Genomic DNA, 23,182 nt, shown 5'->3' with positions numbered 1-23,182 from the left:
GATGATGGCATATCCATGACACACCTGAAAGACGTTTTGTCAGGAAAACGGATTACTATTCACCATTGCTTTTACCGTTTGATGTTTACCGTCGTAATGACAAATTTGTCGTAACGGTGTCGCGCAAACGAATATTCAAATGGAACCCCTGTATTTAAATAGCCCACTTGTTCGACTTCGAGAATCGGATCATCAAAAGCACACTCCAAATGCTCTTGATCTAAGTCCGTCGGCTTCGAAGCCCGTATTTTACGATGGAACCCACCAATCGACAATCCCAAGGTATCTTTAATATGCTGATAAACCGAGGAATGAAGGACGTCTTCGTTAACCCCTTCTATCACGTTCGTTGGCATATACGTCCGTTCAAGAACATAAGGTTCCCCTTCTACATTGCGAAGACGTACGATATGATAGATAGGTGTTTTGCTGTCAATGGACAAAAAAGACGCTATTTCCTCCGATGGAAACTGGACATCAAATTCAATAATCTTACTCGTCACCTTTTTATCTTTCAAAAGCCTCGTTAACCCTTGGATCTCTTGATCCAATACATTAACCTCGTGATCCTGAAGAGCAGATTTCACAATAAAGGTCCCATGTCCGCGTTTACGATACAACAGTCCTTCCATGACCAAAATGTCGAGCGCCCTCTTCATCGTCATTCTGCTGCATTCAAATTCTTTGGAAAGCGATAATTCATCAGGTATCGCCTCATCCATTGAATAAAATCCTTCTTTTATTCTTCTCCGCAATTCATTTGATATTTGTTCATACTTTGTCTGCTTCATGATAGCTAACCACCTACGTCATTTTCCGGATATAAAGGTATTCTATCATTTCTTCACACTGATATTTTTTGCTTGTTTCATCGACAACACACTTCTCCATATTTGTGTGGATGCTTCAAGAAAAAACGCGCCTCTATCCTCTTCCATCCATCTGTCAAATATCCTTTAAAAGAAAAACGCTTGATTGGCCTCCAATCCCTCCTGTTAATATAATTTATTTAAAAATACTTGTTTTTTAACGTTTTTCTATATAAAATAAGCGTGTATTTCAATAAACAGTAAAATAATTTATTAAGGAGGTAAAAAATGAGAGTGAAAACGGTTTTACCTTGGATATTGACAATCGCACTATGCGCATGGATGATCGTTCCGCCACCGATGGTCCATGCTTCCACAAACGGTTTTTATGTACATAATGGAAAACTATACGATGGGAATGGAAACCCTTTTATCATTCGAGGAATCAACCATGCTCATTCATGGTATAAAAACCAGTTAAACACCGCCATACCGGCTATCGCAAACCAAGGTGCCAATACAGTAAGGGTTGTTCTTTCCAATGGAGAACAATGGACAAAAGATGATGCCACCACCATACGGAACATCATCTCGTTGGCGGAGCAACACAATCTTGTCACCATTCTCGAAGTACATGATGCAACCGGTAGCAACGATGTATCCGATTTGGAGAAAGCGGTGGATTATTGGATTGAAATGAAGGATGCATTGATCGGCAAAGAGGATACCGTTATCATCAATATTGCAAATGAATGGTATGGAGATTCGGAAGGGGCTCGCTGGGCTTCAGGATATAAGCAGGCTATTCCGCGACTGAGAGCAGCCGGCCTAACACACACGCTTATGGTAGACGCAGCAGGATGGGGGCAATATCCCCAATCCATTCACCAATATGGAAAAGAGGTTTTTAATGCTGATCCCCTGCAAAATACGATGTTTTCCATCCACATGTACGAATATGCAGGTAAAGACGCTGAAACCGTGCGATCCAACATAGACGGAGTATTAAATCAGGGACTGGCCGTCATGATTGGAGAGTTTGGTCATCGGCATACAAATGGAGATGTGGATGAGGATACAATCCTGAACTATACAGCAGAAAAAGAGGTTGGCTGGACCGCATGGTCCTGGAAAGGAAACGGTGGTGGCGTAGAATATCTGGACCTGTCAAATGATTGGTCTGGAGACAGCCTAACGGACTGGGGAAACAGAGTCGTACATGGTCCTAACGGTCTTCAATCTACCAGCTCACGCGCCTCCGTTTTCATGAAGTAATCAAAGGGCGAATCCACAAATTCAGGGAAGGATGAATGTCATCCTTCCCTTTTTATGTCGTTAGCTCGGATTTTCTTGATCCGCCTGTTTTACCAAGAGAAGTGAACCAACGATGCCGGCGTCTAAACCCAGTGCAGGAGGGACGATATATTCGCCAATTTGGCTTGACGATTTTGGAAGGGAGACATAACCATTCAATAATGTTTCCACCCTCGTCTGTAACGGTACAGATAAATTTTGTTTCCTCCATAAAAAGTGATCCACTTTTACCGTTTAATGTTGACAGTTGAAATCACGAATTTATCATAGCGGTGTCTTGCAAAGGAATATTCAAATGGCTCTCCTGTATCCAGATACACCACATGCTCCACTTCCAAGATCGGATCATCCACAGCACATTCCAAATATTCTTGATCCAGTTTATTGGGTTTGTCCGCCTTGATTCTGCGGTGGGAGCCGGCGATCGTCAGTCCCAGTGTCTCAGTAATATACTGATAAATAGAGGAATGGAGAACCTCTTCCGTTATTCCCTTAATGAGATTTGTTGCCATATAGGTCCGCTCGATCACATAAGGCTCTTGATCCACAATTCTCAGACGAACGATGTGATAAACGGGAGTATTTTGATCAATGGATAAATGCCTTGCCACATCTTCTGTGGGAAACATCACCTCAAACGTAAGCACTTTACTGGTGATTTGCTTATGACGCAAAAGCCGGGTTAATCCAACCGTCTCCCTGTCCACTACATTGACCAGATTATTTTTTACGGCAGATCGCACAATAAAAGTCCCGTGCCCGCGTTTGCGATACAGCAAACCTTCCATCACCAATATGTCCAGTGCTCGCTTAATCGTCATTCTGCTACACTCAAATTCCTTTGAAAGGGTTAATTCATCAGGAATCACCTCATCCATTGAATAAACCCCCTCCTTAATCCTATCCCGTATCACATTTGAAATCTGTTCATATTTGTTCATGTCCATAACCACCTATTTATTTTCCATGTTAAACATCAGACCGACCACTTCATCCATCGATGGAGTTCCAGTGAAAAAGATGGTCCATCAGACCATCTGTCAGAAGCCATTATTCTCTGAAAGAGACTTAAACCAGTAACCGCTTTTTTTAATCGAACGTTCGCTATCCTTATCCAGATTTACCGATACAAGACCGTAACGATTTTTATAGGCATTTGTCCAGGACCAATTATCCATAAATGTCCATAGATGATATCCCTTCACATTACAACCTTCTTGAATCGCCTTATGCACCCATTTTAAATGTTCTTGAATAAATTCAATGCGGTAGTCATCCTGAATGGTTCCATTCTTATCCCGAAAACGCTCTTCCCCTTCCACCCCCATTCCATTTTCTGAAATAAAGCACTCGATATTCCCATAGTTTTCTTTTAAATTGATTAAGATATCGTATATTCCCTTTTCATAAATTTCCCATCCTCGATAAGGATTCATTTTGCGTCCAGGCATAACATAATGATCAAAGAAGCATTCTGGCATAAACGGAGCATCAGGGTTCGGCATATACTCTTTTGCTTTTACCCGTCTGGGCTGATAGTAATTAATCCCCAGGAAATCAACGGTGTTCTGCTCGATCCTATCAAGGTCTCCGTCTTCCATTTCAGGCCGATAACCCTCTTCATCCAGAATTTGAACCAATTCCTGGGGAAACTCTCCTGTAATGGAGGGGTCGAGGAAAGATCGGTTGAAGAATGCATCAGCAATCTTGGACGCCTGAAGATCGGCAGGATGGTGACTCCTTGGATAAGATGGTGTAAGATTTAGAATAATTCCGATCTTTCCATCTTGGCCAAGCTCTTTATATTCCTTGATTGCTGACGCACTTGACAACATCATATGATAAGCAACTTGGACCGCCTTTCCAAAGTCTACTTCATTGGGATAATGGAAGTCATAAAGGTATCCGCCTTCTACCGGAACAATGGGTTCATTATGCGTAAACCATTTTTTTACGCGGTCACCAAATTGCGCAAAGCATGTTTTTGCATACTGCACATAAGCGTTCACAACTTCACGATTGGCCCAACCGCCCATTTTTTGCAGTTCTAACGGCATGTCAAAGTGATAAAGATTCACAAAAGGCTCAATCCCATGTAAAATCAGCTCATCAATCACCTGGTTGTAAAAGTCGATTCCTTTTCTGTTGATTGATTTCCCATCCGGAAACATTCTGGACCATGAGATGGAGAATCGAAACGAATTGTGACCGATCTCTTTCATTAATTGAATGTCTTCTCGGAACCGATCATAAAATTGAGACGTTTTTTCGGGCCCGACACCGTTGAAAAAGCGGTTTGGTTCCTGTTCATACCAATAATCCCAAATATTTTTACCCTTGCCATCTTTATCAGCTGCTCCCTCGATTTGTGTGGCTGAGACGGCTGATCCCCACCAAAACCCTTTCGGAAAACGAAACTGTATGGATTCCTTTCTATTGTTAAACGCTATCATGATATTTTCCCCTTTGTTATGATACTTTTTGGTTTTCTTTATCTTTCTGTTGTTCTTTTTCCAGGTTCATGCGATCAATCAATTTTAAAAATGGGAACCAGATAATCAAAACAATCAGAAAGTTAACCAGTTGCATCAGTCCACCTGCGATCGAGTTGGTTGCCAATATCCCATTGACAATGACGGGAACCGTCCAAGGAATGGCCACACTTGTCGGTGGTGGAACAAGTCCCATCGACATCGCCAAATAGGTGACCAATGTGACAATCATCGGTGCAATGATCCACGGTACAAGGATGAGCGGGTTCATCACAACCGGCAGACCAAAAATAATCGGTTCATTCACATTAAAAATCCCTGGACCCAGACCCAGCTTTGCCACCTGCTTCATTTGTTTACTCTTCATGAAGAGGATGATTGCCGCAATGACCGCCAGCGTCATTCCCGTACCACCCATACCTACTGTGTAGACTTCTATGAATTGTTTACTGATAATATGAGGAACCTCACCGGTTTCTGTATAGGTATTTAAATTCTCAATCGAGAGGGTATTCCAAATCGGGTCCATCACGGAATTAATGATAATTTGGCCATGTAAGCCAAAAAACCACAGGATTTGGATTAAAAAGATCGCAATCAATGTGGGAACAATCCCGCTACCCAGTCCGACCAACGGAGCTTGCACGACGTTATAGATGACATCATGCATATTAGTTTGAAACACTTGTGTCACCACAATATTAACCCCAAGGAAAACGGATAGCGTAATGATGACGGGAATGAGCGCTGAAAAGGACCTTGCAACCGTAGGGGGCACTCCGGCAGGCATTTTAATGGTAATATTCTTTTGAACAATGGAACGGTACATTTCTGTCGAGAGAAAACCCACCATCATCCCCAAAAACATCCCTTTTGCACCCAATCGATCGATTGGGATGACATTTTGAATCGGGTCACCACCTTCTGGAGTCAGAAAGAAAGGGGTTAACAGAAAAAAGGATGTTAACGCAATCGCGCCACCGAATATGGCTTCCACTTTATAATGTTTTGATAGATAATATCCGATCCCAAACACGACAAATACGGACATGATCCCCATAGTCGCTTGAGAGGCAATGCCAAAAGCGGATCGAAAGGTATCTAAGTGATCCGTACTCATCATTTTTTCAAGAAATGGCAAATTCGTGAGAACGACGGCGATGGAACCGAAAATCGTGAGTGGAAGCGCTAACAGAAAAGCATCACGTAATGCTTTTAAATAGCGATTATTGTTTAATTTGCTTGCAATCGGCAACAGAAACTTACTCAGTTTATCAAACACTTTCGTTTCCATTTCGATCTTTCCTCTCTATAAGATCTACCGATTTAAAGACTTCAAGAAGTTCCTTCACCAACTCTTTCATCGTCAAGATGGACATCAAATGGTCCTCCGCGTGCATGAGCAGCAATGAAAATTCAGTCTTTTCTCCATTGGCTTCCTTTTGAATCATGTGAAAATGAATTTGATGCGCCATACTCAAGTCCCCTTCCACTTGGGTTAGGAGATTTTCCGCCTCGGAAACATTTCCTGCACGATACTCACGCAATGACTGGATGATTTTACTCCGCGCATTTCCGCTGTGAAGAATCAATTGAAACCCGATTTCCTCTTGAGTTAAATGTTCAACCTTCAGCCCATCCATCAGCGATTCCCCATTAAACGCAGGGCTTGGTCATAAGCTTTTTTTCCATCCGCCATTCCATATGCCGCCATATCGATCACGTCCACTTTGATGTCATATTTTTGGGCTTCTGTTTGCAATTCCTCTTGCAAAAACCGCATCTGTGGTCCGATCAGTACCACATCTGCTTTTTCCATTTCCTTTTTCGCCTCGTCTTGCCCCACTGCCCAAATCTCTACTTCATCTCCAACGGACTTCGCATACTCCAACATCTTTGTCACCAATAGACTCGTAGACATTCCCGAACTACAAGCCAACAATATTTTCTTCATATTCTTCCCACTCCTTAGATAAAATTGTTTTTTCAGATAACGCTTACATAATCAATTATATACATTCACGATTAAATGTCTAGTCTTTTTTGGATAAAAAACCGGTCATATTTTAGGAGCCTTTTTTTTCCGCTTTCTCTCTTCAGCATTTTGATGAACAAGCCAAATTAATCGGGTCCCCTTTGCATTTTTTCAAAGTGTCCATTTGAATCCCATCATACTCCGACACCTCCAGCGTGAAGGGGAAAGTTAAGAAAAAAAGCGCAAAAAAAATCGCCTGCTCAAACAATTCTTGTGCAGGCGACAATAGAGTAATAACATTTATCCCTTACCGATTCGGTCTTAAGAATAAAATGTCCGCTCTCCTTTCTACTAGGTATCTTCCAAAAGATTCTCCGGAAAGTACATTTGGCTCATCAATATGTTATAATCGAAATTATCCGAATCTGGTGTATGTTCTTGAAATCACTCCGACCAAAGAAAAGACAAGCTCCCAAGAAACCAGATTCTATGATTCTTGCGAACAGAATCAATAAAATCCTCATACCCATTATTTCTGCCTGGGTTTGAGTTGCAACCATGACTATCCAATGAAAGGAGAAGGGGCGGGGTCCTCCGGAGGTAATGGTTTCTCCGCCCACCTTCCATGAACAAATCCTGTCTGAAAGCCTATCGAAGCTGGTTGGAGGATCAGAAGCTGGATGAAGATTTGAAACAGGAGCTCCTTACCCTGAATGAAGCGGAAATCGAGGACGCCTTTTATCGGTACCTGGACTTCGGCACCGCAGGCATCCGCGGTCTGATCGGACCGGGTACCAACCGGATGAATCGGTACACCGTCCGCCGAACCACAGAAGGTCTAGCCCGCGTATTGCTTCGGCAGAAGGATGTCAACAAGAAAAAAGGCGTCGTCATCGCCTGGGACTCCCGCCGGAAATCACCCGATTTCGCCGCTGAAGCAGCAGGAGTTCTGGCCCGGAACGGAATCCGGGTCCACCTCTTTCCCTCCCTCCGTCCAACCCCGATACTCTCTTTCGCGGTTCGCTACCTGAAAGCCGCCGCCGGTATCATGATCACAGCCAGCCATAACCCCGCTCCGTACAATGGCTTAAAGATTTACGGGGAGGATGGCGCTCAGATGCCTCCGGCCAAAGTGAGTCGGATCAAAAAAGAGATCGAGGACATCGAAAATGAACGCGCTCTTCCCGTCTGGAGCATAAACAGGGGCAGGGAAGCCGGTTTGATCCGCCTTCTCCAAGATGATGTGGATCAGGCCTTCACAAAAAACGTTCTCAACCTTTCCCTGCGGGGTAAACGGGAGAGCAATGCGGAATTGTCGGTGGTATTCACACCTTTGCACGGTACGGGAAACCGACCCGTCCGCCGTATCTTGGACGCTCTCGGTTTCTCCCGACTCCATGTTGTGCCGGAACAGGAACAACCCGACCCGGACTTCCCCACCGTTTCCGTTCCCAATCCTGAAGAACCCGAATCCTTTACGTTGGCATTGCAACAAGCGCGCAAACTGGATGCTGACCTCGTGATCGGAACAGATCCGGACACAGACCGTCTGGGAATGCTGGCTAAAAACACTTCAGGGGATTACACCTGGTTCGACGGGAACCAAATTGGCGCCCTTCTTCTTTATTACCTGCTCTCGGAATTAAAGGGACGGGGGCAACTCCCTCCCGACGGGGTAATGATCCAGTCTCTGGTTTCTTCGGGACTGAGCCGGGCCATCGCCCAATCCTTTGGAGTCAATAGCGATGAGATGCCCACCGGCTTCAAATATATCGCTGAAAAGATCGAAGAATACGAGGTGGGCAATCATCATACCTTTCTGTTCGGTTACGAGGAAAGCCATGGTTATCTCCTGGGCAGTTTTGTCCGGGACAAGGACGCCATCCAGGCTGCCATCATGTGCTGTGAATTGGCCGCCCACTATCGGGAAAAAGGTGTTACTTTGGATGAAGTGTTACATCAAATTCATGAAACATACGGCTGGTACCGGGAAGCGATCATCTCTCATACCTTTGAGGGAAAGTCGGGACCACAAAGAGTGTCCTCCATCATGGATGCCTTCCGCAACCGTCCTCTGAAAAGTATTGGGGGTGTTGCTGTTCGGGAAATCAAAGATTATACCATGGGAGTGGACGGCTTTCCTTCCATCAATATGATCAAATATTTTCTCGATGACGGCGGGTGGATCGCCCTCCGTCCCTCTGGCACCGAGCCGAAGATCAAATTCTATTTCGGTGTGGCAGCCGATTCGGATCAAGCATCCCGATCCCGGCTGGAAAAGATGAAACAGGAGATCCAAAGAGCTTTATAAGCCATCTGATACCCAAAAGGGCGCTGTCCGTTCAGCGTCCTTTTGAATGCCTGTCGCTGATCCACTTGTTCATGTTTATTCCTTATTCCACCAGTCTTGATGGGCCACATACCATTGTACCGTTTGAGCGATTCCTGCTTCAAAAGCGTATTGGGGGTGCCAGCCTAATTGCGTCTGAATTTTTGTTGCGTCAATGGCATAACGGCGGTCATGTCCGGGGCGGTCTGGTACAAATCGAATTAAATCCTTGGGTTTATCCAATAACGCCAAAATCTTTTCTACGATTTGAAGATTGGTTTTCTCATTGTTGCCTCCAATATTATAAACTTCTCCATCAATCCCTTTATGGATCACCAGATCAATAGCGGCACAGTGGTCTTCCACATACAGCCAATCACGGATATGTCGTCCGTCCCCATAAAGGGGTAGAGGCTTATCTTGCAATGCCTGGATAATCATGAGAGGGATCAGTTTTTCAGGAAATTGATAGGGACCATAGTTATTGGAACATCGTGTAATGTTCACTGGCAGTTGAAACGTTTGATGATAGGCATGGACCAAAAGATCAGCACTTGCTTTACTGGCAGAGTAAGGGCTGTTGGGTGCCAGAGGGGTTTCCTCTGTAAAAAAACCCCTATCTCCCAAGCTGCCATAGACTTCATCCGTTGAGATTTGTACATATTTTTTGACCTGATATTTTTGGGCGGCTTCTAAAAGCATCTGTGTTCCCACAATATTGTTCTGCACAAAAATAGATGGCTCTTGTATACTGCGATCCACATGGGACTCTGCGGCACAATTGACAATGACAGATACGCCTTGGGCCATAATGGTGTCAACCAGATCCCGGTCGCGGATATCCCCTTTTATAAATTGCAAATTGTCATGCCCCGCAATATCCTGCAAATTTTCCGAATTTCCTGCATAGGTTAAACGGTCCAGATTCATAATATGGTAGGTTGGATGCTTTTTTAAAAGATACCGAATCAAATGACTGCCAATAAAGCCCATACCACCAGTAACCAATAATTTCATGAACAATGCCGACAGGTGATCGATCAGCCTGCCGTTCCTTCCCTTCCATTATGATGTTAGATCACACGTTTCCGTTTGCGCTACAGCCATTAAGTATTGCCCATATTCGTTCTGCTTCATGGGCATAGCGAGCTCCAACAATTTTTCAGCACCAATATAACCCATATTGTAGGCAATTTCCTCTATACAAGCGATTTTTAAGCCCTGCCGCTTTTCAAGCGTCTCTATAAATTGGGAGGCTTGCAAAAGCGTTTCATGGGTTCCTGTGTCCAGCCAGGCAAATCCCCGCCCCATGACTTCCACATGCAGGTTATCCATCTCCAAATACGCTTTATTCACATCTGTAATTTCCAACTCCCCGCGGGCGGATGGCGTCAGGCCTTTGGCAATCTCTATCACCTGGTTATCATAAAAATAAAAACCGGTAATGGCATAATTAGACTTGGGATAAAGCGGCTTTTCCTCAATAGAAACCACCTTGTTCCACTCGTCAAATTCCACCACCCCAAACCGCTGGGGATCTCGCACATTATAGCCAAAGATGGTGGCTCCCTCTCTTCTTGCTACCACATGATGCAAAAGGGGGGTTAAGCCATGCCCGTAAAAAATGTTATCCCCTAGGATCAGGGCCACTTGGTCCTGACCGATGAAATCTTGACCAATGAGAAAGGCCTGGGCGATCCCCTCTGGTGAAGGCTGGACCGCATAGGACAAATAAATGCCAATCTGTGCCCCATCCCCCAATAGTTGCTGAATGCGCGGAGTATCTTGTGGCGTGGAAATAATCAAAATCTCTTTGATCCCGGCCAGCATTAACACAGACAAAGGATAATAAATCATGGGCTTATCATAGATCGGCAATAGTTGTTTGCAAATCACCTTTGTCAAGGGATAAAGACGTGTGCCTGTCCCACCCGCAAGGATAATCCCTTTCACGTTGAAATCACCTCCTACGTAAAATCAAACTCCCTTAACAGGGAGCTGGGGGATTCAACCTTTACTCGACTTTTTCGCCTACAGCCAGACACAGTTGGCGAACAATCGCATGTTGCTCATCTTGCACCATCTTTCGCCAGCCAACCGAGATTTTCCCAAGGTCCTTGCTTGATAAATAGCCATCCTGCTTCAACTTATATGGAATCCCAACGCCTTCTGATTGAAAAAACATCTCATCCCCTAAAATGGTGCTATGGGCACTAATCAACTCAAACTGTACATTGGAAAAGCCGCCTTCCTTTAAAATACGTGGCAATTCCCGTCCGATTTTTGGATTGCCCCCTTCGGCAAACCGCGCCTCACAATAAGCATCATACAGTTCTCTTAAACCTGGAACAGATGGATAGGTCATAATATGCATTTCAAAGTCATTGTCCACCACAATCACTTTTCCTCCCGGCTTAACAATGCGATATATCTCCCGAACCGCTTCGATGGGATCAGTGAGATGCTCCAACACCAAGCGGGTTATGGCAAAGTCATAGGTATGATCCGTCAAGCCGGTTTGCGTGATATTTCCCTCATATACTTGCCATCTGCCGTAGTTTTTCTTTTTCAGATAATCCATGGCATAGTTAACCAACAAGGGGTCAATTTCCAGTCCGGTCACATTCGCTTGCGGGATATGGGTTAATAGTTTCTCCAATAGAAACCCTGGCCCAGACCCCAATTCAATAATGTTTCCTGCGCCTGCCAAACCATGCGCTTGATAGTGCTGCCATTCACTGGGCCAAAATAAATCAACCTGCGCCTTTAACCGGTTAATCTCCATTTCTACATTATTGTTAATGGACGTAATCCGATAGGAACCTGATGGATTCATGGTATTGTTCAACAGGAGAGTACTTGCTCCTGCCGTTCCTCCTTTCAAGAGCAATCAAGGACATAAAAACAGCCCTACAGGACGGGAACACATTCTGCCATCCTGCAGAGCCAGGATCTCAAGTCGTCGGTTCCTGACTTCCTGAGGAAGCATCAACAGGTTGTTCTGATGTGGCTTCTTGGTTCATCTCTTTACTCATCTGCTTTAAACTGATAACAACAAATGCCACAGAGATCACCGCCGAGCAAAAGTCTGAAATGGGTCCAGAAATGAACACCCCTTGAAGACCGAAGAATCGGGGGAGAATAAGCAATGCCGGGATCAGGATCAATACCTGACGCGTTAAGCTGAGGAAAATGGATTGCTTGGCTTTGCCCAATGCCTGGAAATATCCCGCCCCAATAATTTGAAAACCGATCAGTGGAGTAAGAAGCAGGAAAATCACCATGGCATGGCTGCCAAATTGAATCAATTCTTCGCTTTGATTGAAAATAGCCACCAGGCTTTCCGGGACAAAATAAATAAAGAGAGAGGCAACCGTCGCAATAACAGTGGAAAATGCAATCGCTGCAACAAGGATGCTTTTCACCCTTTCATAACTTTTGGCTCCAAAGTTATAACCAATAATCGGCTGAATTCCCAAGCTAATCCCCCAGATGGGCAGCATAATAAAGGTTTGTACAGCATTAACCACATTCATTCCTGCAATCGCCGTACTCCCGCCATAGTTTAACAACACATTATTCATGGCGATCATGAGCACACCGGTTGCCGTCTGGGTAATAAAGGACCCCACACCCAGCGCCAGAATCCGTCCCACCAAAGGACCACGGAGTCGCATATTTTTAGCACGAATCTTCAAAACACTCTTGCCTGTAAAAAAGTGTGACATCACCCATAAAGCCGATATCAATTGGGAAATCGCTGTCGCCAGGGCCGCCCCTTCCATTCCCCAATCCAATCCAAAAATAAAGATCGGGGCCAAAATCACATTCAGAATAGAGCCAATCAGCATGGTAAACATCGATTTTTTGGGACTGCCCTCAGCCCTGATAAAGTTATTCATCCCTGCTCCAATAATCATAAAAATGCTGGCAAAAAGGATAATGCGTGTATAATCCGCCGCAGGGCCCAATATTTCTTTGTTTGCGCCAAACGCAATAAGTACGGGGTCTAAGAAGATCAGACACAGCACCGTAAACACAACAGAAACTGAAAGCAGCAGGGTTAAGGCATTTCCCATGACCCGCTCGGCTTCAGGTATGTTTTTCTCCCCCAAGCGAATGGAAGTTAGTGCGGTTGCTCCTGTACCGATCAGGCTGGAAAACGCCATAATGCTCATCATAACGGGGAAGGCAACAGCAACGCCAGCCAATCCGATGTCGCCAACCCCATTACCAATAAACACCCGGTCAATAATGTTATAGGAAGCCCCGACAAATAAACCGATAATCATCGGCAAGGAATAGGTGAAGAGTAACTTAAGCGTATTTTCCTCACGCAAAGCGTCTGTTTTATCCATCTTTCCCCTCCGTTAACTATAATTTTTACTTAATAAAACGATATTTCCTCATAGTCAATATCATCGATGAGACGTCCAATTGCCGCGATGCGCTCATCGTCCAACTGCTGCATAAACGCAATATAATGCGTCTCCCACTCGCTCGCTGCTTCAGCTCCGTCAGCAACAATGTCCGGAAAATCCCGAACATCTCCCCGCATTTCCTCATAAAACACGATCTTGGCGAAAATGGCCAATTCAATATCCTCAAAGGTGGCAAAGAGCGCATGATATTCGTCACCAAATAGACATCCTGAATTCAGCAAATCCAGATAATCATGAAGTGAAGCGAAATGGTCTCTGATCAGGCGCACTTTTTTTGCTGTATTGTCACTTTCCATGATACGATCCACCAATTTCCGCATTTGCACATCACTCATGCGCTCATTCTCATTTAACATGAGCACCATCGGTTTCTCGCGCTCTTCCTTCTCCCTGATAACCAGCCTTTCCAGACTACCGTTTTCGGTTGCGTTATTTACCCTTTGAATCAATTCATCTCGGCACAGATCCATATAGCGGGTAAGTGCTTGATCCGTTTGCAGCGCTTCCTGTAACCGATCCACCGCTTCATGAATCACGGCAGCCCTTTGATCAGCATGACAAGCGGTTAACATCCGATTTAACCGATTATATTGATTTTCTGAAATTCTGACCTGATTGACATCCCCTCCTGATAGCAATGAAAAAACAGCATTGTTCATCATTAACTCAAATATGTTAAATAGCTCAATGCGATAATCAAAGCGGCATATCTTCCCGAAATTTGTCAAGACATACATTAAATCCTGATGACTGAAAAAGTGACAGAACCGCGTCTCCAATTGCAGTCGTTCTAAATACTGTTTAATATAAAAAACACCCTGAAGTCGCATATCATCAATGGCTAAAGGATAGTCAATACTCGCCATGGTATTATGGGCTTCAAAAATAATATTGTAGTTGTTCATAAATACGGGTAATGATTCATCGATCGTCATATTATAGGCATCCACTGGCACATCCAATTTCATCTTTTTTACATCTTGATACAGCTGTTTGGCATCCTCAAAATACTGACGAAGCAATTCAACCCCTTTGGCATGCATCGTCTTCACATTTTCCGATTTCAAATGGGCAATCGCCTCTTCAGGCTCCATAAAATGAAGGGCATAGGCATCCATGGCATACATCAGGGATACCATAATCCCTTCCGCTGTTTCCGAGGTAACCGATGTGCTTTCCCCCTGGGTATACCGCCGTATCAATTGTTGCAGGACCTCTATGATCCCAGCCTGTATCCGGTAAGCCTCCCGGCTATTGATCAGCCCTACACGCTGACCTTCCTGCAAGAGAGACATCACATATTGACTCCGTTTTAACTGTGATCGATCGACGTAAATGTTAGAAACGGAACGGGAACCATCCTGTGTGTTATCCAATTCCAAGCCTATTCATCCCCTTCAAATAACGACTCACGACGCATCATGTCCCTCCTGAAATTCTCGGCGAATTCCTCCATTTTACTCCTCAAAAGCTCCAAGGAACCTGCACAGGGGCCGTCAAAAACATCCTTCATCATATGAATAAGTTTCATGTCCCCAATCTTGTCTTCCGTTTCATTTCTGAGATAATAAAAAATCTCATGCAGCTCATTCAACGTATCAACATAATGATCCTGATCCATATAGGGTGAAGTGGAAAATACCTCAACCAATTCCTTTGTCACTTCAATGCCCAGCTCGATCCGTCCATGGTCACGCAGCACTTTATTTCTGGAAATGATTACTGTTTTTACATCATCAGGTGTTAAAACTAGGCCATGCTTTTTTGTTTTCTCATTTAAATCCAGTAGCTCTACCATTGTCTTGGACTGGGGTGATAGTTGGATAGCATTAAACATGCGGGATAAAAACATAGCCTCTCTTCCTTTCGAGCGATCTGTTTAAAAAAGGGGTTGATTTTTCTTCTTCATTATGTTATTGTTAAAATGTACATTTCTATGTTATGCAATAATCATTTCCAATTTATCTTATTTACGAAAAAATGTCAAATCTGGTTAATAATTTCGCAATATTTAGAATAATAAAATAGGTAAACACCTGCTAGCATTGGCTAACAGGTGTTTATGGCGATTCTAACCGATCAGGATATATTTCTTTCCTTCTTAAAGGCACAGATTGCTTCCACCGCTTTTTTATAGCCACCCGCTTCCTCGAAGGAGTGTTTGATTTTTCTCAGATTATTGCGATATTCCGGCTTTTGCACCGTGTTAAGTGCTTCTTTTAATTCAACCGGTGACAGGGTCTCTTTATCGAGGGTGACAGCCGCGCCCAGTCTTGTAAATCGATCCGCCATATAGGGCTGGTCCCCGCCAATGGGCATCACAACAAAGGGAATGCCATGATAAACTAGATCACTTGTAGTATTCACTCCACCATGAGTAATCGCAACATCCGTATATTGGAGTATCTCCTCTTGGGGAACATAATGTTTCATTATCACATTATCCGGCAGTTCAAAAGAGGAGGAATCCGTATTATAGGCTGCAATAACCACCACGGTCTCTTCTTCATCCCGGAAGGCATCAAAAAATACATTGTAAATGTCTGGGTTCACCATATGAAAAGCCGTTCCCAGGGAGATATAGATCACTTTCTTATCTTTCAGCTGTTCAAAGGGAAAGTCAACTGTTTCATTTAGCATACTGACGGGCCCACCAATAAAGCAAAAGCTCTCATCAACATTCTCATGGTCGGAGAAGTAAGCAGATGTATAGACAATATTCAAGTCGCCATAATGGGCCATCATCCCCGTTAGATTGGGCATTTCAATACCATAGATCTCATTCATACGCTTTACCATCGCTCTGTATTCACCAAGCGCCGGATGATCTTGCATCATCTCCATGCCCACCATATTCTTATTTTGGGGTATCATTTCTTCCGGCTTGGCAACCACCGCATGGGAGACGACAGTCGGCACCTCTAAAATTTGACCAATGATATGACCGATGGGATACATGGAATCATAGATCAGGTAATCAATGGGTTCATCTGCGATATGATCCAAAATATGCTGAACTACCTTTTCCGTTGATAACATCATCCTTAAAGCAATATCAAACAATTGTTGGTTCTTATCCAGATCGGGGTTTCCTTTGGGCAGTTTGGCATGCTCCCCTAGGCTTTTAAAAATTGCTCCGGTGTTGGCAATCTTCGCCTGAAAATCATCGGTACAAAAGTAAATGACCCGTTCCCCTTGATTGACCAACGCAGTTACCAAGCCCAACGTTGGATTGACATGACCATGTGAAGGGCCATTTAAAAACAACACCGTTGCCATACATTTCCCACTCCTTTGTCCATTTTGGGGTTAAATGCTGCTGATTCCTGTTGTACTATCACATGGTCCAATCGCTCAGATGCGCCATCCCTTGTCAGAGAAACCTGTGAATCAATTATGAAATGAAATTTCATCCCACATTCAGCCCTTCGTTCAAAATGTTCTAATCATACAATTCCTGGCACAACAGTGTAATATCCGCTTGTGCCTCCGGTTCAAACAAGAGTGTCATATGGCTGGTTGATGCTGCATCCAACAGATAAAAACGGGGAAACACCCGCTCCCACTCTTCCCAGTAACACGTGTGATCAATGGTGATCTCATCTGCATCCGTCGTCAGATAGGGCGTGAGTTCACCATAAAAAGAACCGCTTTGATTGCGGACATAATGACAAGTGACCTCGGAAGCATGGGGAAGAGGAGAGAGGGTGTAGCGATTCAGTTCAAAAGCCGCCTGCATCCGCAAATGATGCTGAAACAGTGTCAATAATCCTGTCTCAGACAACGTTAAAGACAGCCCCCGCTCTCTTCCCAGACGGATCAGGTGTATCAATAGTTCCGCTTCATCGGTGTGCTCTGGGATTTCTTTGTGATGGATCAGCTTTTGCAGGATCGCTTCCGTTTCCTTCCGATTCCGATTTAGCAAGGCCATATTCACAGCCTGTAACGCTCTGCTCTGAGAACTCAGCCGAATTTTTTCCCAACTGGAGGGATCAGGTGTATCCAACATCACCAGGCTCTGAACCCTCTCACCCGCCTCCTGCAATTGGCGGGCCACTTCATAGGCCAATAGTCCTCCCAACGAATAACCGCCTAAATCATAGGGACCCTTTGCCTGTTTGCTCTGTATCATGGATACATAGTAAGCGGCCATGGCCTTTATCCCCCTGATCGGGGGATGTTCGGTCATATGCCCCCGCGCCTGAATCCCATAAAACGGGCGACGGGTTTTTTCTGCCACCCATTGATATCCCTCCACTCCTCCCCCTTCACCATGCAACCAAAATACCGGCCGTCCGGTAAAATGCTGATTCAGATGGAGAAGTTCGGGAAAGGCCGATGGATTGGAAGATGAATCAAAAGCCGGCATCATTTTTTCCAGTACATCCGATCGATGAACCAGGGTTTTTTCTTGCATCGCCCATTCCTTTTCTACTACCTCGGTTAAGTCCGCCTTTAAAGAAGTCACCATATGTTGCTTTAATAACATAAGTGATTCCCGCGGTTTCTCTGCCAACTCCCTCGCCATCTTCCGAGCATGGGGCAAAACCTCCTTTCTGGGAAGAATGGGCACCGAGGCTCCCCGGTCGGCCAATTCAGTTCCCTTGACGTTCTTTCCGGTAAATAAAAGCTCCTGCGCCAAAGGATAGCCCAAAACACGGGGTAAAATCAGTGTTGCTCCATCACCAGGGGTAAAACCATAGCTCATATGGTTACAGGCATATGTACTTTCCCGACTCATAATTACAAAATCACAAAACAGACCCAGACATAATCCCCCTCCCAACCCATGACCCTGCATCGCTGCAATAATGGGAACATCGCACTCCAACGGCAGGCTGTAAAGGTGGAGATCGGTCATTTTCGCTTTCCCCTCATACAGCGCCAGCAATCCTTCCTGGGTACCGCCGCAGGCAAAATAGGTATCATAGCCGGTAAGGATCACCACCTTGCAGTCCTTATTGGCACGCAAAGATTCAAAGACCTGCATGAGCCCCGTAATCAATTCCGTTGAGAAGGTGTTTTTATGGGTGCGTTCCTGCATGGTCACCTGGAAAATCCCTGATTCAACCTCTTGAAGTTCCACCACCGGGCCTTGGATCGGCTCGGCTTCCTCTTCATCATTTGATGTTCCTCTCTCATCTCCCTCAGGCGGACCCAGAAATGCTGCCAGTTCAGCATAGGCTTGTTCAGTCGTGATTTCGCCTGCTTGGAGCGCCCGAAATATCGCCTTTGTATCCATTCCGGCCATTTACTCCTCTCATTTTCCAAATAGGGTATGAATCCGCTCCCTCACCTCAGGCTGATGAAATGTTTTTTCATGCATCAGCACTTCCTGTTCGATGATGGCAGGCAGTTCCTTGCGGATCGGAGCAACCAAATGATTTTTTAACAAGATGAGGGAGTACCTTGGCTTTTCAGCAATCTCACGTGCCAAATCAATAGCATGATCCAACACTTCTGTCCGAGGCAATACGGGAAACGGAATCCCTCTTTTTTCAAGTTCCGCTCCCCGATAGGTGCCGGAGTTGATTAACAACTCCTCGGTCAAGCTAATACCCAACTTTCTTGGCAAAATGCAGGTGGCTCCCATACCCGGTGTAAAGCCATACTTCATAAAATTGGTTGTATAGACACTTTCTCTGCTTAAAATGACAAAATCTGCAAACAGGCCCATGATCAAGCCGCCTCCAATGCCATGGCCCTGCATGGCGGCAATTACCGGAATATCACAGTTTAACGCCAGACTGTAGATGTTCTTATCGGTAAACTTTTCTCTGCCTTCATGAATGGCCAACAAACCTTCCCGCGTTCCCCCTGAGGCAAAGTAGGTGTCATAACCGGTTAAAATCACCACTTTATAGGTATGACTGGCCTGAATGGCTTCAAAGGCATCCATCAGGCCATCAATTAACTCCTTGGAAAAGGTATTTTTATGCACCCGATCCTGCATCCTCAACAAGACAATCTCAGGCTCCAATTCTTGAAAATGTAAGACAGACGTCAACCGATCCACTCCTCTCTCACTTTACTCCCATGGAAATTTCCCTGTTTCAATATAACGGTAGATACCTGACAGATTTTGCGGATCTGAAAACATCGCCTTATTGGCTTCCACTGCCAGGGATTTGGCTTCTTCCAAAGGGGGATAAAGCTGATGGATATACTGTTTATAGCGTACAATAGCCCTTTTGGTTAATGGCTTGAGACGAAGCAGATGTTTGCGGAGCAACGACTGGCTATTATCCTCACAGGCATCAACCAATCCCCACTCATCCGCCTGTTCAGCTGAAATCGTTTTTGTCATAACCGTCATATAGTTGGCTTTGGCCACCCCCATTCGACGGATCAGAAAGGGGAGTACCGCTGCCGGAAAAACGCCAAACAACAACTCGGACAGACTAAATTGGGCCGAGCGCTCAGCCAATACAATATCGCTGGCGGCCACAAAGCCCATCCCGCCTGCGTTCACCCGTCCCCTGACATGGGAAATGGTAATAAAGGGGCCAGTTGCTAACCGTAGCCACAAATCATATAACCGCTCAGGATTTCGCTCACGGACTTGTCCGCTTGCCATAATGTCATGCATTTCCTGAAAGTCCGCTCCTAAACAAAAAACATCCGGAAGCCCTTCCAATACCAACAGGTTGATTGATTCCCCATAGCGATCCAATACCTGATGGCATTCTTCAATCATCTGGTCATTGATGGTATTGTTTTCCTTTGGGCGATATAGCTGTAAATGACAGACGGTCTGTTCCATCCGGACCTTCACCGTTTGATAGTCCATTACAACCACCTGTACTTGCGATGAAATTCATGAATCTCGTCCAATACCAAAAGACCCTGATCCTGACTCACTGACATTGCTCCCGGAATAAGATGAAGATCCAGCTTTACATTGCGTGTCCCAAATTTAACTGCACTGCTTCCCACCAACAGCGTTTCATATTCTTCCATCGATAACCGGTAGCGGTCATTCAATTGTTCTTCCACCCGAAAGTGACTCAGTTTTTCTTGGCCTTGGGGTGTCACAATACCGCTGTAAAATTCTGAACAGCAACCCGATCCATAGGAAAAACAGCCAACCCGTTTGGGTGAATCAAAATGCCCCTGGTCAATGGTACTCAACAGAGATAAGAGGACGCTGCCCCCCATGATATTGCCCACCCGTTGACAGTATTTCAGCCCCGGCAAGACACGCTGTTCAAAATCCGCCTCAATTTCCTGGGGTTTGGCTTTTACCATTTTTCGCATCATCGTACGATGAGCCCCTTTGACCATGCCGCCAAAGGGCGTATGATAACAGAGATACTGAAAGGTCTGTTGATAGTCCACCTCCGCTACCCTGCGCTGGTATTCCAAAAACGTCTGTTCACAACAATCCAGATAAGACAGCAGGGATAAATCCGCATTTCCGGCCTCGCTGTCTGGAATGGGACGGCATGTATCCATCACCTCATAACCATAATAGCCATTAGCACCCACATCCACCTGAAACAGATAGGGCGTCTCACTGACCAGCATAGCCACTGCGCCCGCTCCACCGCTCGGTTCCGCATAGGACCAATCCTGGGTCAGCTCATCACCGCCTTCTGCTACTAAAAAGCGAGAGATGTCACTGGCGATCACAAGGGCTTTTGCACCTGGAGAAGTCTGGGAAAGAATAAACTGAATCGCCATTTGCAAACCAGCTGTTCCTGAATAACAGGCTTGTTTCAGCTCAAACATACGGCAGTTTCGGTTAAGACCTAAGTAATGGTGAATATAGGTGCTGATCGATTTGCCAAAATCAATGCCCGATTCAGAACAGGTAATCAGCAACTCAATACGGTCTTTTTCCTCTGGCGATAATGCATCCACAATGGGTTTCGCCGCATTTACACCACATGTGACCGGGTCTTCAAAGGGAAGGGCCACCGCTTTCTCTTTCATCAGCAAATTTTCGAAGCGTGTCACATCCAATGACCGGTGTTTCGCCAATTCCATCACATCCAGATAAGCCGTGCCGCCAAAAGCATTCATTGCCTCAATGCCAACTGTCTTCATTCTCTCATCCCTCCTGAGTATCATCTTCCATTTCTATGGATACCAATTGCCTGTCTGGCCGTTTCATCCGATCAAAGACGTGCTTTCCCGTCAGCAAAGGGGAAAAAAGGCCACTTTGACTTAACCGATGACAGATGTCACACCCATTCCGATATCTCCCTACCCGTCCTTAAGTTCTAATGCCTCCCCGGCGCAGTAACTGATCCGCTTGTTCGATATCGATCTCACCATCCTGTACGCCTTGGATCAGCTTTTGCAAATGGAGGGGAACTTCCATTTGCTGAGATAATTGATCATGCAAAAAAGCGGCAAACTCACGAAGATGGGGATATTCATAAATGCTATTGGCTGTTAGCTCCACTCCATATCGCTCATTGATTGCTTGAATCCACTCCACACCAATAATGGAATCCAGACCTAATTCAACCAATTCTCCATCCAGATCAATATCTGCCTGATCCATAGACAAGGCTTCTGCCAGACTGGTAACCAGAAATGCTTGTACCGCTTCCATGCTATCCGCCGCCGGCTGGTCGCTTGGTTTTGGTGCTGGTGCCACCGATGGTGCAAGATTGCTCCTGGCATCGCTTATCTCTTCTGCCCTAGCGGGTGTGTCTGGGGACAAAAGCGCCGCAAATTGGCGAATATTGGGATATTCATAAATACTATTGGCTGTAAGCGATGTCTGATATCGTTCATTTACTGCCTGAATCCACTCCACCCCGACGATTGAATCCATACCCATTTCAATAAACGGCGTATCACGATCCACCGTGTCTTGATCCAATTCCAGGATTTCTCTCAACATCGATGCCAGCACTTGTTCAATGTCCCTGACATCCCGTGACAGTTGATGTTTTCCCTTCCCTGCTTTATCCCTTTCCAGTGAGGTTAATGGAATCGCTTCCGGCTTGGCCTTGGGTTCAGACGACCATGTATCTGCCGCTGTCAAGGGCGTTAGGACACGCTGTCCGGAAGATTCCTGTTGGATCACCTCTGTCTGTTTCCTGTCAGGTTGTACGGCCTCCTCACTCGGTAAATCTCCTTTTTGCCGAGAGGATAACGGCATCTCCCGTTCCTTCTCCGCTATCCAATAGGCATTTCGCGCAAAGGGATAGGTGGGCATATGCAGAGATTGGGGATCAGTACCCGCAAACAAAGCCGCCCAATCCATCTCATACCCCTGACAATACATCGCCGCTAAAGCCATTAAACTCTCCTGGTATTGTTGGGAATCCTTGCGAGAGACATGGCTTTGTTCAAGTAAATCAGCGATATATTTTATAATGGCCGTTTGACCTGTAAATGAAGGAGGCACCTGACCCTGAAAGAGATTAGGTGCCTGTTCTTTATTGATGGCCTGCTTCAACGCATATAGCGCATCTTCACGACCCTGGACCACCATGGCCCATCGATGACGAAAATGCTGGCGGCCCTGTAAAAGGGTATAACTGATCTCTAGAAGATCCGCCTCCTGCCCTTCCGGGCTTTCCAAAAAGGCGATCAGGTCTGCCATTTTTTCCGTTAAGGCCGCCTCGGTCTTGGCCGACAGTGCCAGCAGATAGGAAGGAAGTGCCCCATTCACCGCCTGTACCTCTCGCGGGTAGCTTTCCAGCACCAGATGCACATTGGTTCCACTCATACCAAAGGCGCTTACTGCCCCCCGGCGGGGTTTCCCCTCGCTGTCCTTCCATTCCCGATTGCTCTTATTCACATAAAAGGGGCTGTTCTGCCACTGGATATAGGGATTCTCCCGGTCACAATGCAGGCTG

At 45.4% G+C, this 23,182-nt stretch carries 20 protein-coding genes and 1 pseudogene; 2 read left to right on the top strand and 19 right to left on the bottom strand.

Annotation, left to right across the window (positions count from 1 at the left end; genetic code table 11):
* Window positions 1-71 precede the first annotated feature (71 nt).
* Window positions 72-791 (bottom strand): GntR family transcriptional regulator, encoded by a 720-nt coding sequence (locus tag FN782_RS00100; RefSeq protein ID WP_142503741.1) that lies wholly within the window; start codon window positions 789-791, stop codon window positions 72-74.
* Between the two features lie 306 nt (window positions 792-1,097).
* Here FN782_RS00100 and FN782_RS00095 point away from each other — a divergent pair, with 306 nt between their 5' ends.
* Window positions 1,098-2,084 (top strand): glycoside hydrolase family 5 protein, encoded by a 987-nt coding sequence (locus tag FN782_RS00095; protein ID WP_142503740.1) that lies wholly within the window; start codon window positions 1,098-1,100, stop codon window positions 2,082-2,084.
* Window positions 2,085-2,350: 266 nt separating this feature from the next.
* Here FN782_RS00095 and FN782_RS00090 read toward each other — a convergent pair whose 3' ends face one another.
* The 5 genes from FN782_RS00090 to FN782_RS00070 all read right to left on the bottom strand — a co-directional run bounded on the left by FN782_RS00090 (window position 2,351) and on the right by FN782_RS00070 (window position 6,569).
* Window positions 2,351-3,064, bottom strand: coding sequence for a GntR family transcriptional regulator (locus FN782_RS00090; protein ID WP_142503739.1), 714 nt, complete (start codon window positions 3,062-3,064; stop codon window positions 2,351-2,353).
* 99 nt (window positions 3,065-3,163) lie between these two features.
* Window positions 3,164-4,576 (bottom strand): glycoside hydrolase family 1 protein, encoded by a 1,413-nt coding sequence (locus FN782_RS00085; RefSeq protein ID WP_142503738.1) that lies wholly within the window; start codon window positions 4,574-4,576, stop codon window positions 3,164-3,166.
* Window positions 4,577-4,592: 16 nt separating this feature from the next.
* Entirely contained in the window at window positions 4,593-5,909 is a 1,317-nt protein-coding gene (celB, locus tag FN782_RS00080; protein WP_142503737.1) for a PTS cellobiose transporter subunit IIC, read from the bottom strand.
* Window positions 5,890-6,258 carry a PTS sugar transporter subunit IIA gene (locus tag FN782_RS00075; RefSeq protein ID WP_142503736.1) on the bottom strand — a complete coding sequence of 123 codons (369 nt, stop codon included), beginning with the start codon at window positions 6,256-6,258 and terminating at the stop codon, window positions 5,890-5,892. The genes celB and FN782_RS00075 overlap by 20 nt, the downstream gene beginning before the upstream one ends.
* Window positions 6,258-6,569, bottom strand: coding sequence for a PTS sugar transporter subunit IIB (locus FN782_RS00070; protein ID WP_142503735.1), 312 nt, complete (start codon window positions 6,567-6,569; stop codon window positions 6,258-6,260). The genes FN782_RS00075 and FN782_RS00070 overlap by 1 nt, the downstream gene beginning before the upstream one ends.
* A 682-nt stretch (window positions 6,570-7,251) precedes the next feature.
* Here FN782_RS00070 and FN782_RS00065 point away from each other — a divergent pair.
* Window positions 7,252-8,901, top strand: coding sequence for a phospho-sugar mutase (locus tag FN782_RS00065; RefSeq protein ID WP_246064798.1), 1,650 nt, complete (start codon window positions 7,252-7,254; stop codon window positions 8,899-8,901).
* 75 nt (window positions 8,902-8,976) lie between these two features.
* On the opposite strand, the gene rfbB is transcribed toward FN782_RS00065, so the two are convergent.
* The 13 genes and pseudogenes from rfbB to FN782_RS00005 all read right to left on the bottom strand — a co-directional run.
* Window positions 8,977-9,936: a dTDP-glucose 4,6-dehydratase gene (gene rfbB, locus FN782_RS00060; RefSeq protein ID WP_142503733.1), complete on the bottom strand. Its 960-nt coding sequence runs from the start codon at window positions 9,934-9,936 to the stop codon at window positions 8,977-8,979.
* A 48-nt stretch (window positions 9,937-9,984) separates the two neighbouring features.
* Window positions 9,985-10,872, bottom strand: a complete 888-nt coding sequence (rfbA, locus tag FN782_RS00055; protein WP_142503732.1) for a glucose-1-phosphate thymidylyltransferase RfbA — start codon at window positions 10,870-10,872, stop codon at window positions 9,985-9,987.
* A 61-nt stretch (window positions 10,873-10,933) separates the two neighbouring features.
* A complete protein-coding gene (locus tag FN782_RS00050; protein ID WP_246064797.1) occupies window positions 10,934-11,767 on the bottom strand; it encodes a class I SAM-dependent methyltransferase in 834 nt (277 codons plus the stop codon).
* Between the two features lie 106 nt (window positions 11,768-11,873).
* A complete protein-coding gene (locus FN782_RS00045) occupies window positions 11,874-13,277 on the bottom strand; it encodes an MATE family efflux transporter (protein ID WP_142503731.1) in 1,404 nt (467 codons plus the stop codon).
* A 29-nt stretch (window positions 13,278-13,306) separates the two neighbouring features.
* Complete coding sequence (locus FN782_RS00040; protein WP_142503730.1) at window positions 13,307-14,743, bottom strand: DUF6179 domain-containing protein; 1,437 nt, start codon at window positions 14,741-14,743, stop codon at window positions 13,307-13,309.
* A 2-nt stretch (window positions 14,744-14,745) separates the two neighbouring features.
* Window positions 14,746-15,213 carry a DUF6323 family protein gene (locus tag FN782_RS00035; protein WP_142503729.1) on the bottom strand — a complete coding sequence of 156 codons (468 nt, stop codon included), beginning with the start codon at window positions 15,211-15,213 and terminating at the stop codon, window positions 14,746-14,748.
* Window positions 15,214-15,440: 227 nt separating this feature from the next.
* Entirely contained in the window at window positions 15,441-16,640 is a 1,200-nt protein-coding gene (locus FN782_RS00030; RefSeq protein WP_142503728.1) for a macrolide family glycosyltransferase, read from the bottom strand.
* Between the two features lie 163 nt (window positions 16,641-16,803).
* Window positions 16,804-17,730 carry a thioesterase domain-containing protein gene (locus FN782_RS17370; RefSeq protein WP_342778341.1) on the bottom strand — a complete coding sequence of 309 codons (927 nt, stop codon included), beginning with the start codon at window positions 17,728-17,730 and terminating at the stop codon, window positions 16,804-16,806.
* A 24-nt stretch (window positions 17,731-17,754) separates the two neighbouring features.
* Window positions 17,755-18,462 (bottom strand): annotated as a pseudogene (locus FN782_RS17365) (polyketide synthase); the annotation flags it as partial.
* A gap of 159 nt (window positions 18,463-18,621) precedes the next feature.
* On the bottom strand, window positions 18,622-19,368 hold the full coding sequence (locus FN782_RS00020; protein WP_142503727.1) for a polyketide synthase: 747 nt from the start codon (window positions 19,366-19,368) through the stop codon (window positions 18,622-18,624).
* 21 nt (window positions 19,369-19,389) lie between these two features.
* Complete coding sequence (locus FN782_RS00015) at window positions 19,390-20,151, bottom strand: enoyl-CoA hydratase/isomerase (protein ID WP_142503726.1); 762 nt, start codon at window positions 20,149-20,151, stop codon at window positions 19,390-19,392.
* Window positions 20,151-21,410 carry a hydroxymethylglutaryl-CoA synthase family protein gene (locus FN782_RS00010; RefSeq protein WP_142503725.1) on the bottom strand — a complete coding sequence of 420 codons (1,260 nt, stop codon included), beginning with the start codon at window positions 21,408-21,410 and terminating at the stop codon, window positions 20,151-20,153. The genes FN782_RS00015 and FN782_RS00010 overlap by 1 nt, the downstream gene beginning before the upstream one ends.
* Window positions 21,411-21,579: 169 nt before the next feature.
* Window positions 21,580-23,182, bottom strand: a 1,603-nt coding sequence (locus FN782_RS00005; RefSeq protein WP_246064796.1) for a phosphopantetheine-binding protein, incomplete at its 5' end; no start/stop codon positions are given.

Origin of the sequence: Melghirimyces algeriensis, from assembly GCF_900182565.1 — a bacterium.
GTDB lineage: Bacteria > Bacillota > Bacilli > Thermoactinomycetales > DSM-45169 > Melghirimyces > Melghirimyces algeriensis.
Note: the sequence above shows the minus strand (reverse complement) of the source record. Positions and strands in the feature narration are given on the sequence as shown.

Excerpts from the sequence above, each read along its gene's own strand:
- FN782_RS00045 (WP_142503731.1), bottom strand. The coding sequence starts at position 13,277 with ATGGATAAAACAGACGCTTTGCGTGAGGAAAATACGCTTAAGTTACTC.
- FN782_RS00030 (WP_142503728.1), bottom strand. The coding sequence starts at position 16,640 with ATGGCAACGGTGTTGTTTTTAAATGGCCCTTCACATGGTCATGTCAAT.
- FN782_RS00075 (WP_142503736.1), bottom strand. The coding sequence starts at position 6,258 with ATGGATGGGCTGAAGGTTGAACATTTAACTCAAGAGGAAATCGGGTTT.
- FN782_RS17370 (WP_342778341.1), bottom strand. The coding sequence starts at position 17,730 with ATGCCGGCTTTTGATTCATCTTCCAATCCATCGGCCTTTCCCGAACTT.
- FN782_RS00095 (WP_142503740.1), top strand. The coding sequence starts at position 1,098 with ATGAGAGTGAAAACGGTTTTACCTTGGATATTGACAATCGCACTATGC.
- FN782_RS00100 (WP_142503741.1), bottom strand. The coding sequence starts at position 791 with ATGAAGCAGACAAAGTATGAACAAATATCAAATGAATTGCGGAGAAGA.
- FN782_RS00090 (WP_142503739.1), bottom strand. The coding sequence starts at position 3,064 with ATGAACAAATATGAACAGATTTCAAATGTGATACGGGATAGGATTAAG.
- rfbB (WP_142503733.1), bottom strand. The coding sequence starts at position 9,936 with ATGAAATTATTGGTTACTGGTGGTATGGGCTTTATTGGCAGTCATTTG.
- FN782_RS00015 (WP_142503726.1), bottom strand. The coding sequence starts at position 20,151 with ATGGACTATCAAACGGTGAAGGTCCGGATGGAACAGACCGTCTGTCAT.
- FN782_RS00035 (WP_142503729.1), bottom strand. The coding sequence starts at position 15,213 with ATGTTTTTATCCCGCATGTTTAATGCTATCCAACTATCACCCCAGTCC.
- FN782_RS00085 (WP_142503738.1), bottom strand. The coding sequence starts at position 4,576 with ATGATAGCGTTTAACAATAGAAAGGAATCCATACAGTTTCGTTTTCCG.
- FN782_RS00010 (WP_142503725.1), bottom strand. The coding sequence starts at position 21,410 with ATGAAGACAGTTGGCATTGAGGCAATGAATGCTTTTGGCGGCACGGCT.
- FN782_RS00070 (WP_142503735.1), bottom strand. The coding sequence starts at position 6,569 with ATGAAGAAAATATTGTTGGCTTGTAGTTCGGGAATGTCTACGAGTCTA.
- celB (WP_142503737.1), bottom strand. The coding sequence starts at position 5,909 with ATGGAAACGAAAGTGTTTGATAAACTGAGTAAGTTTCTGTTGCCGATT.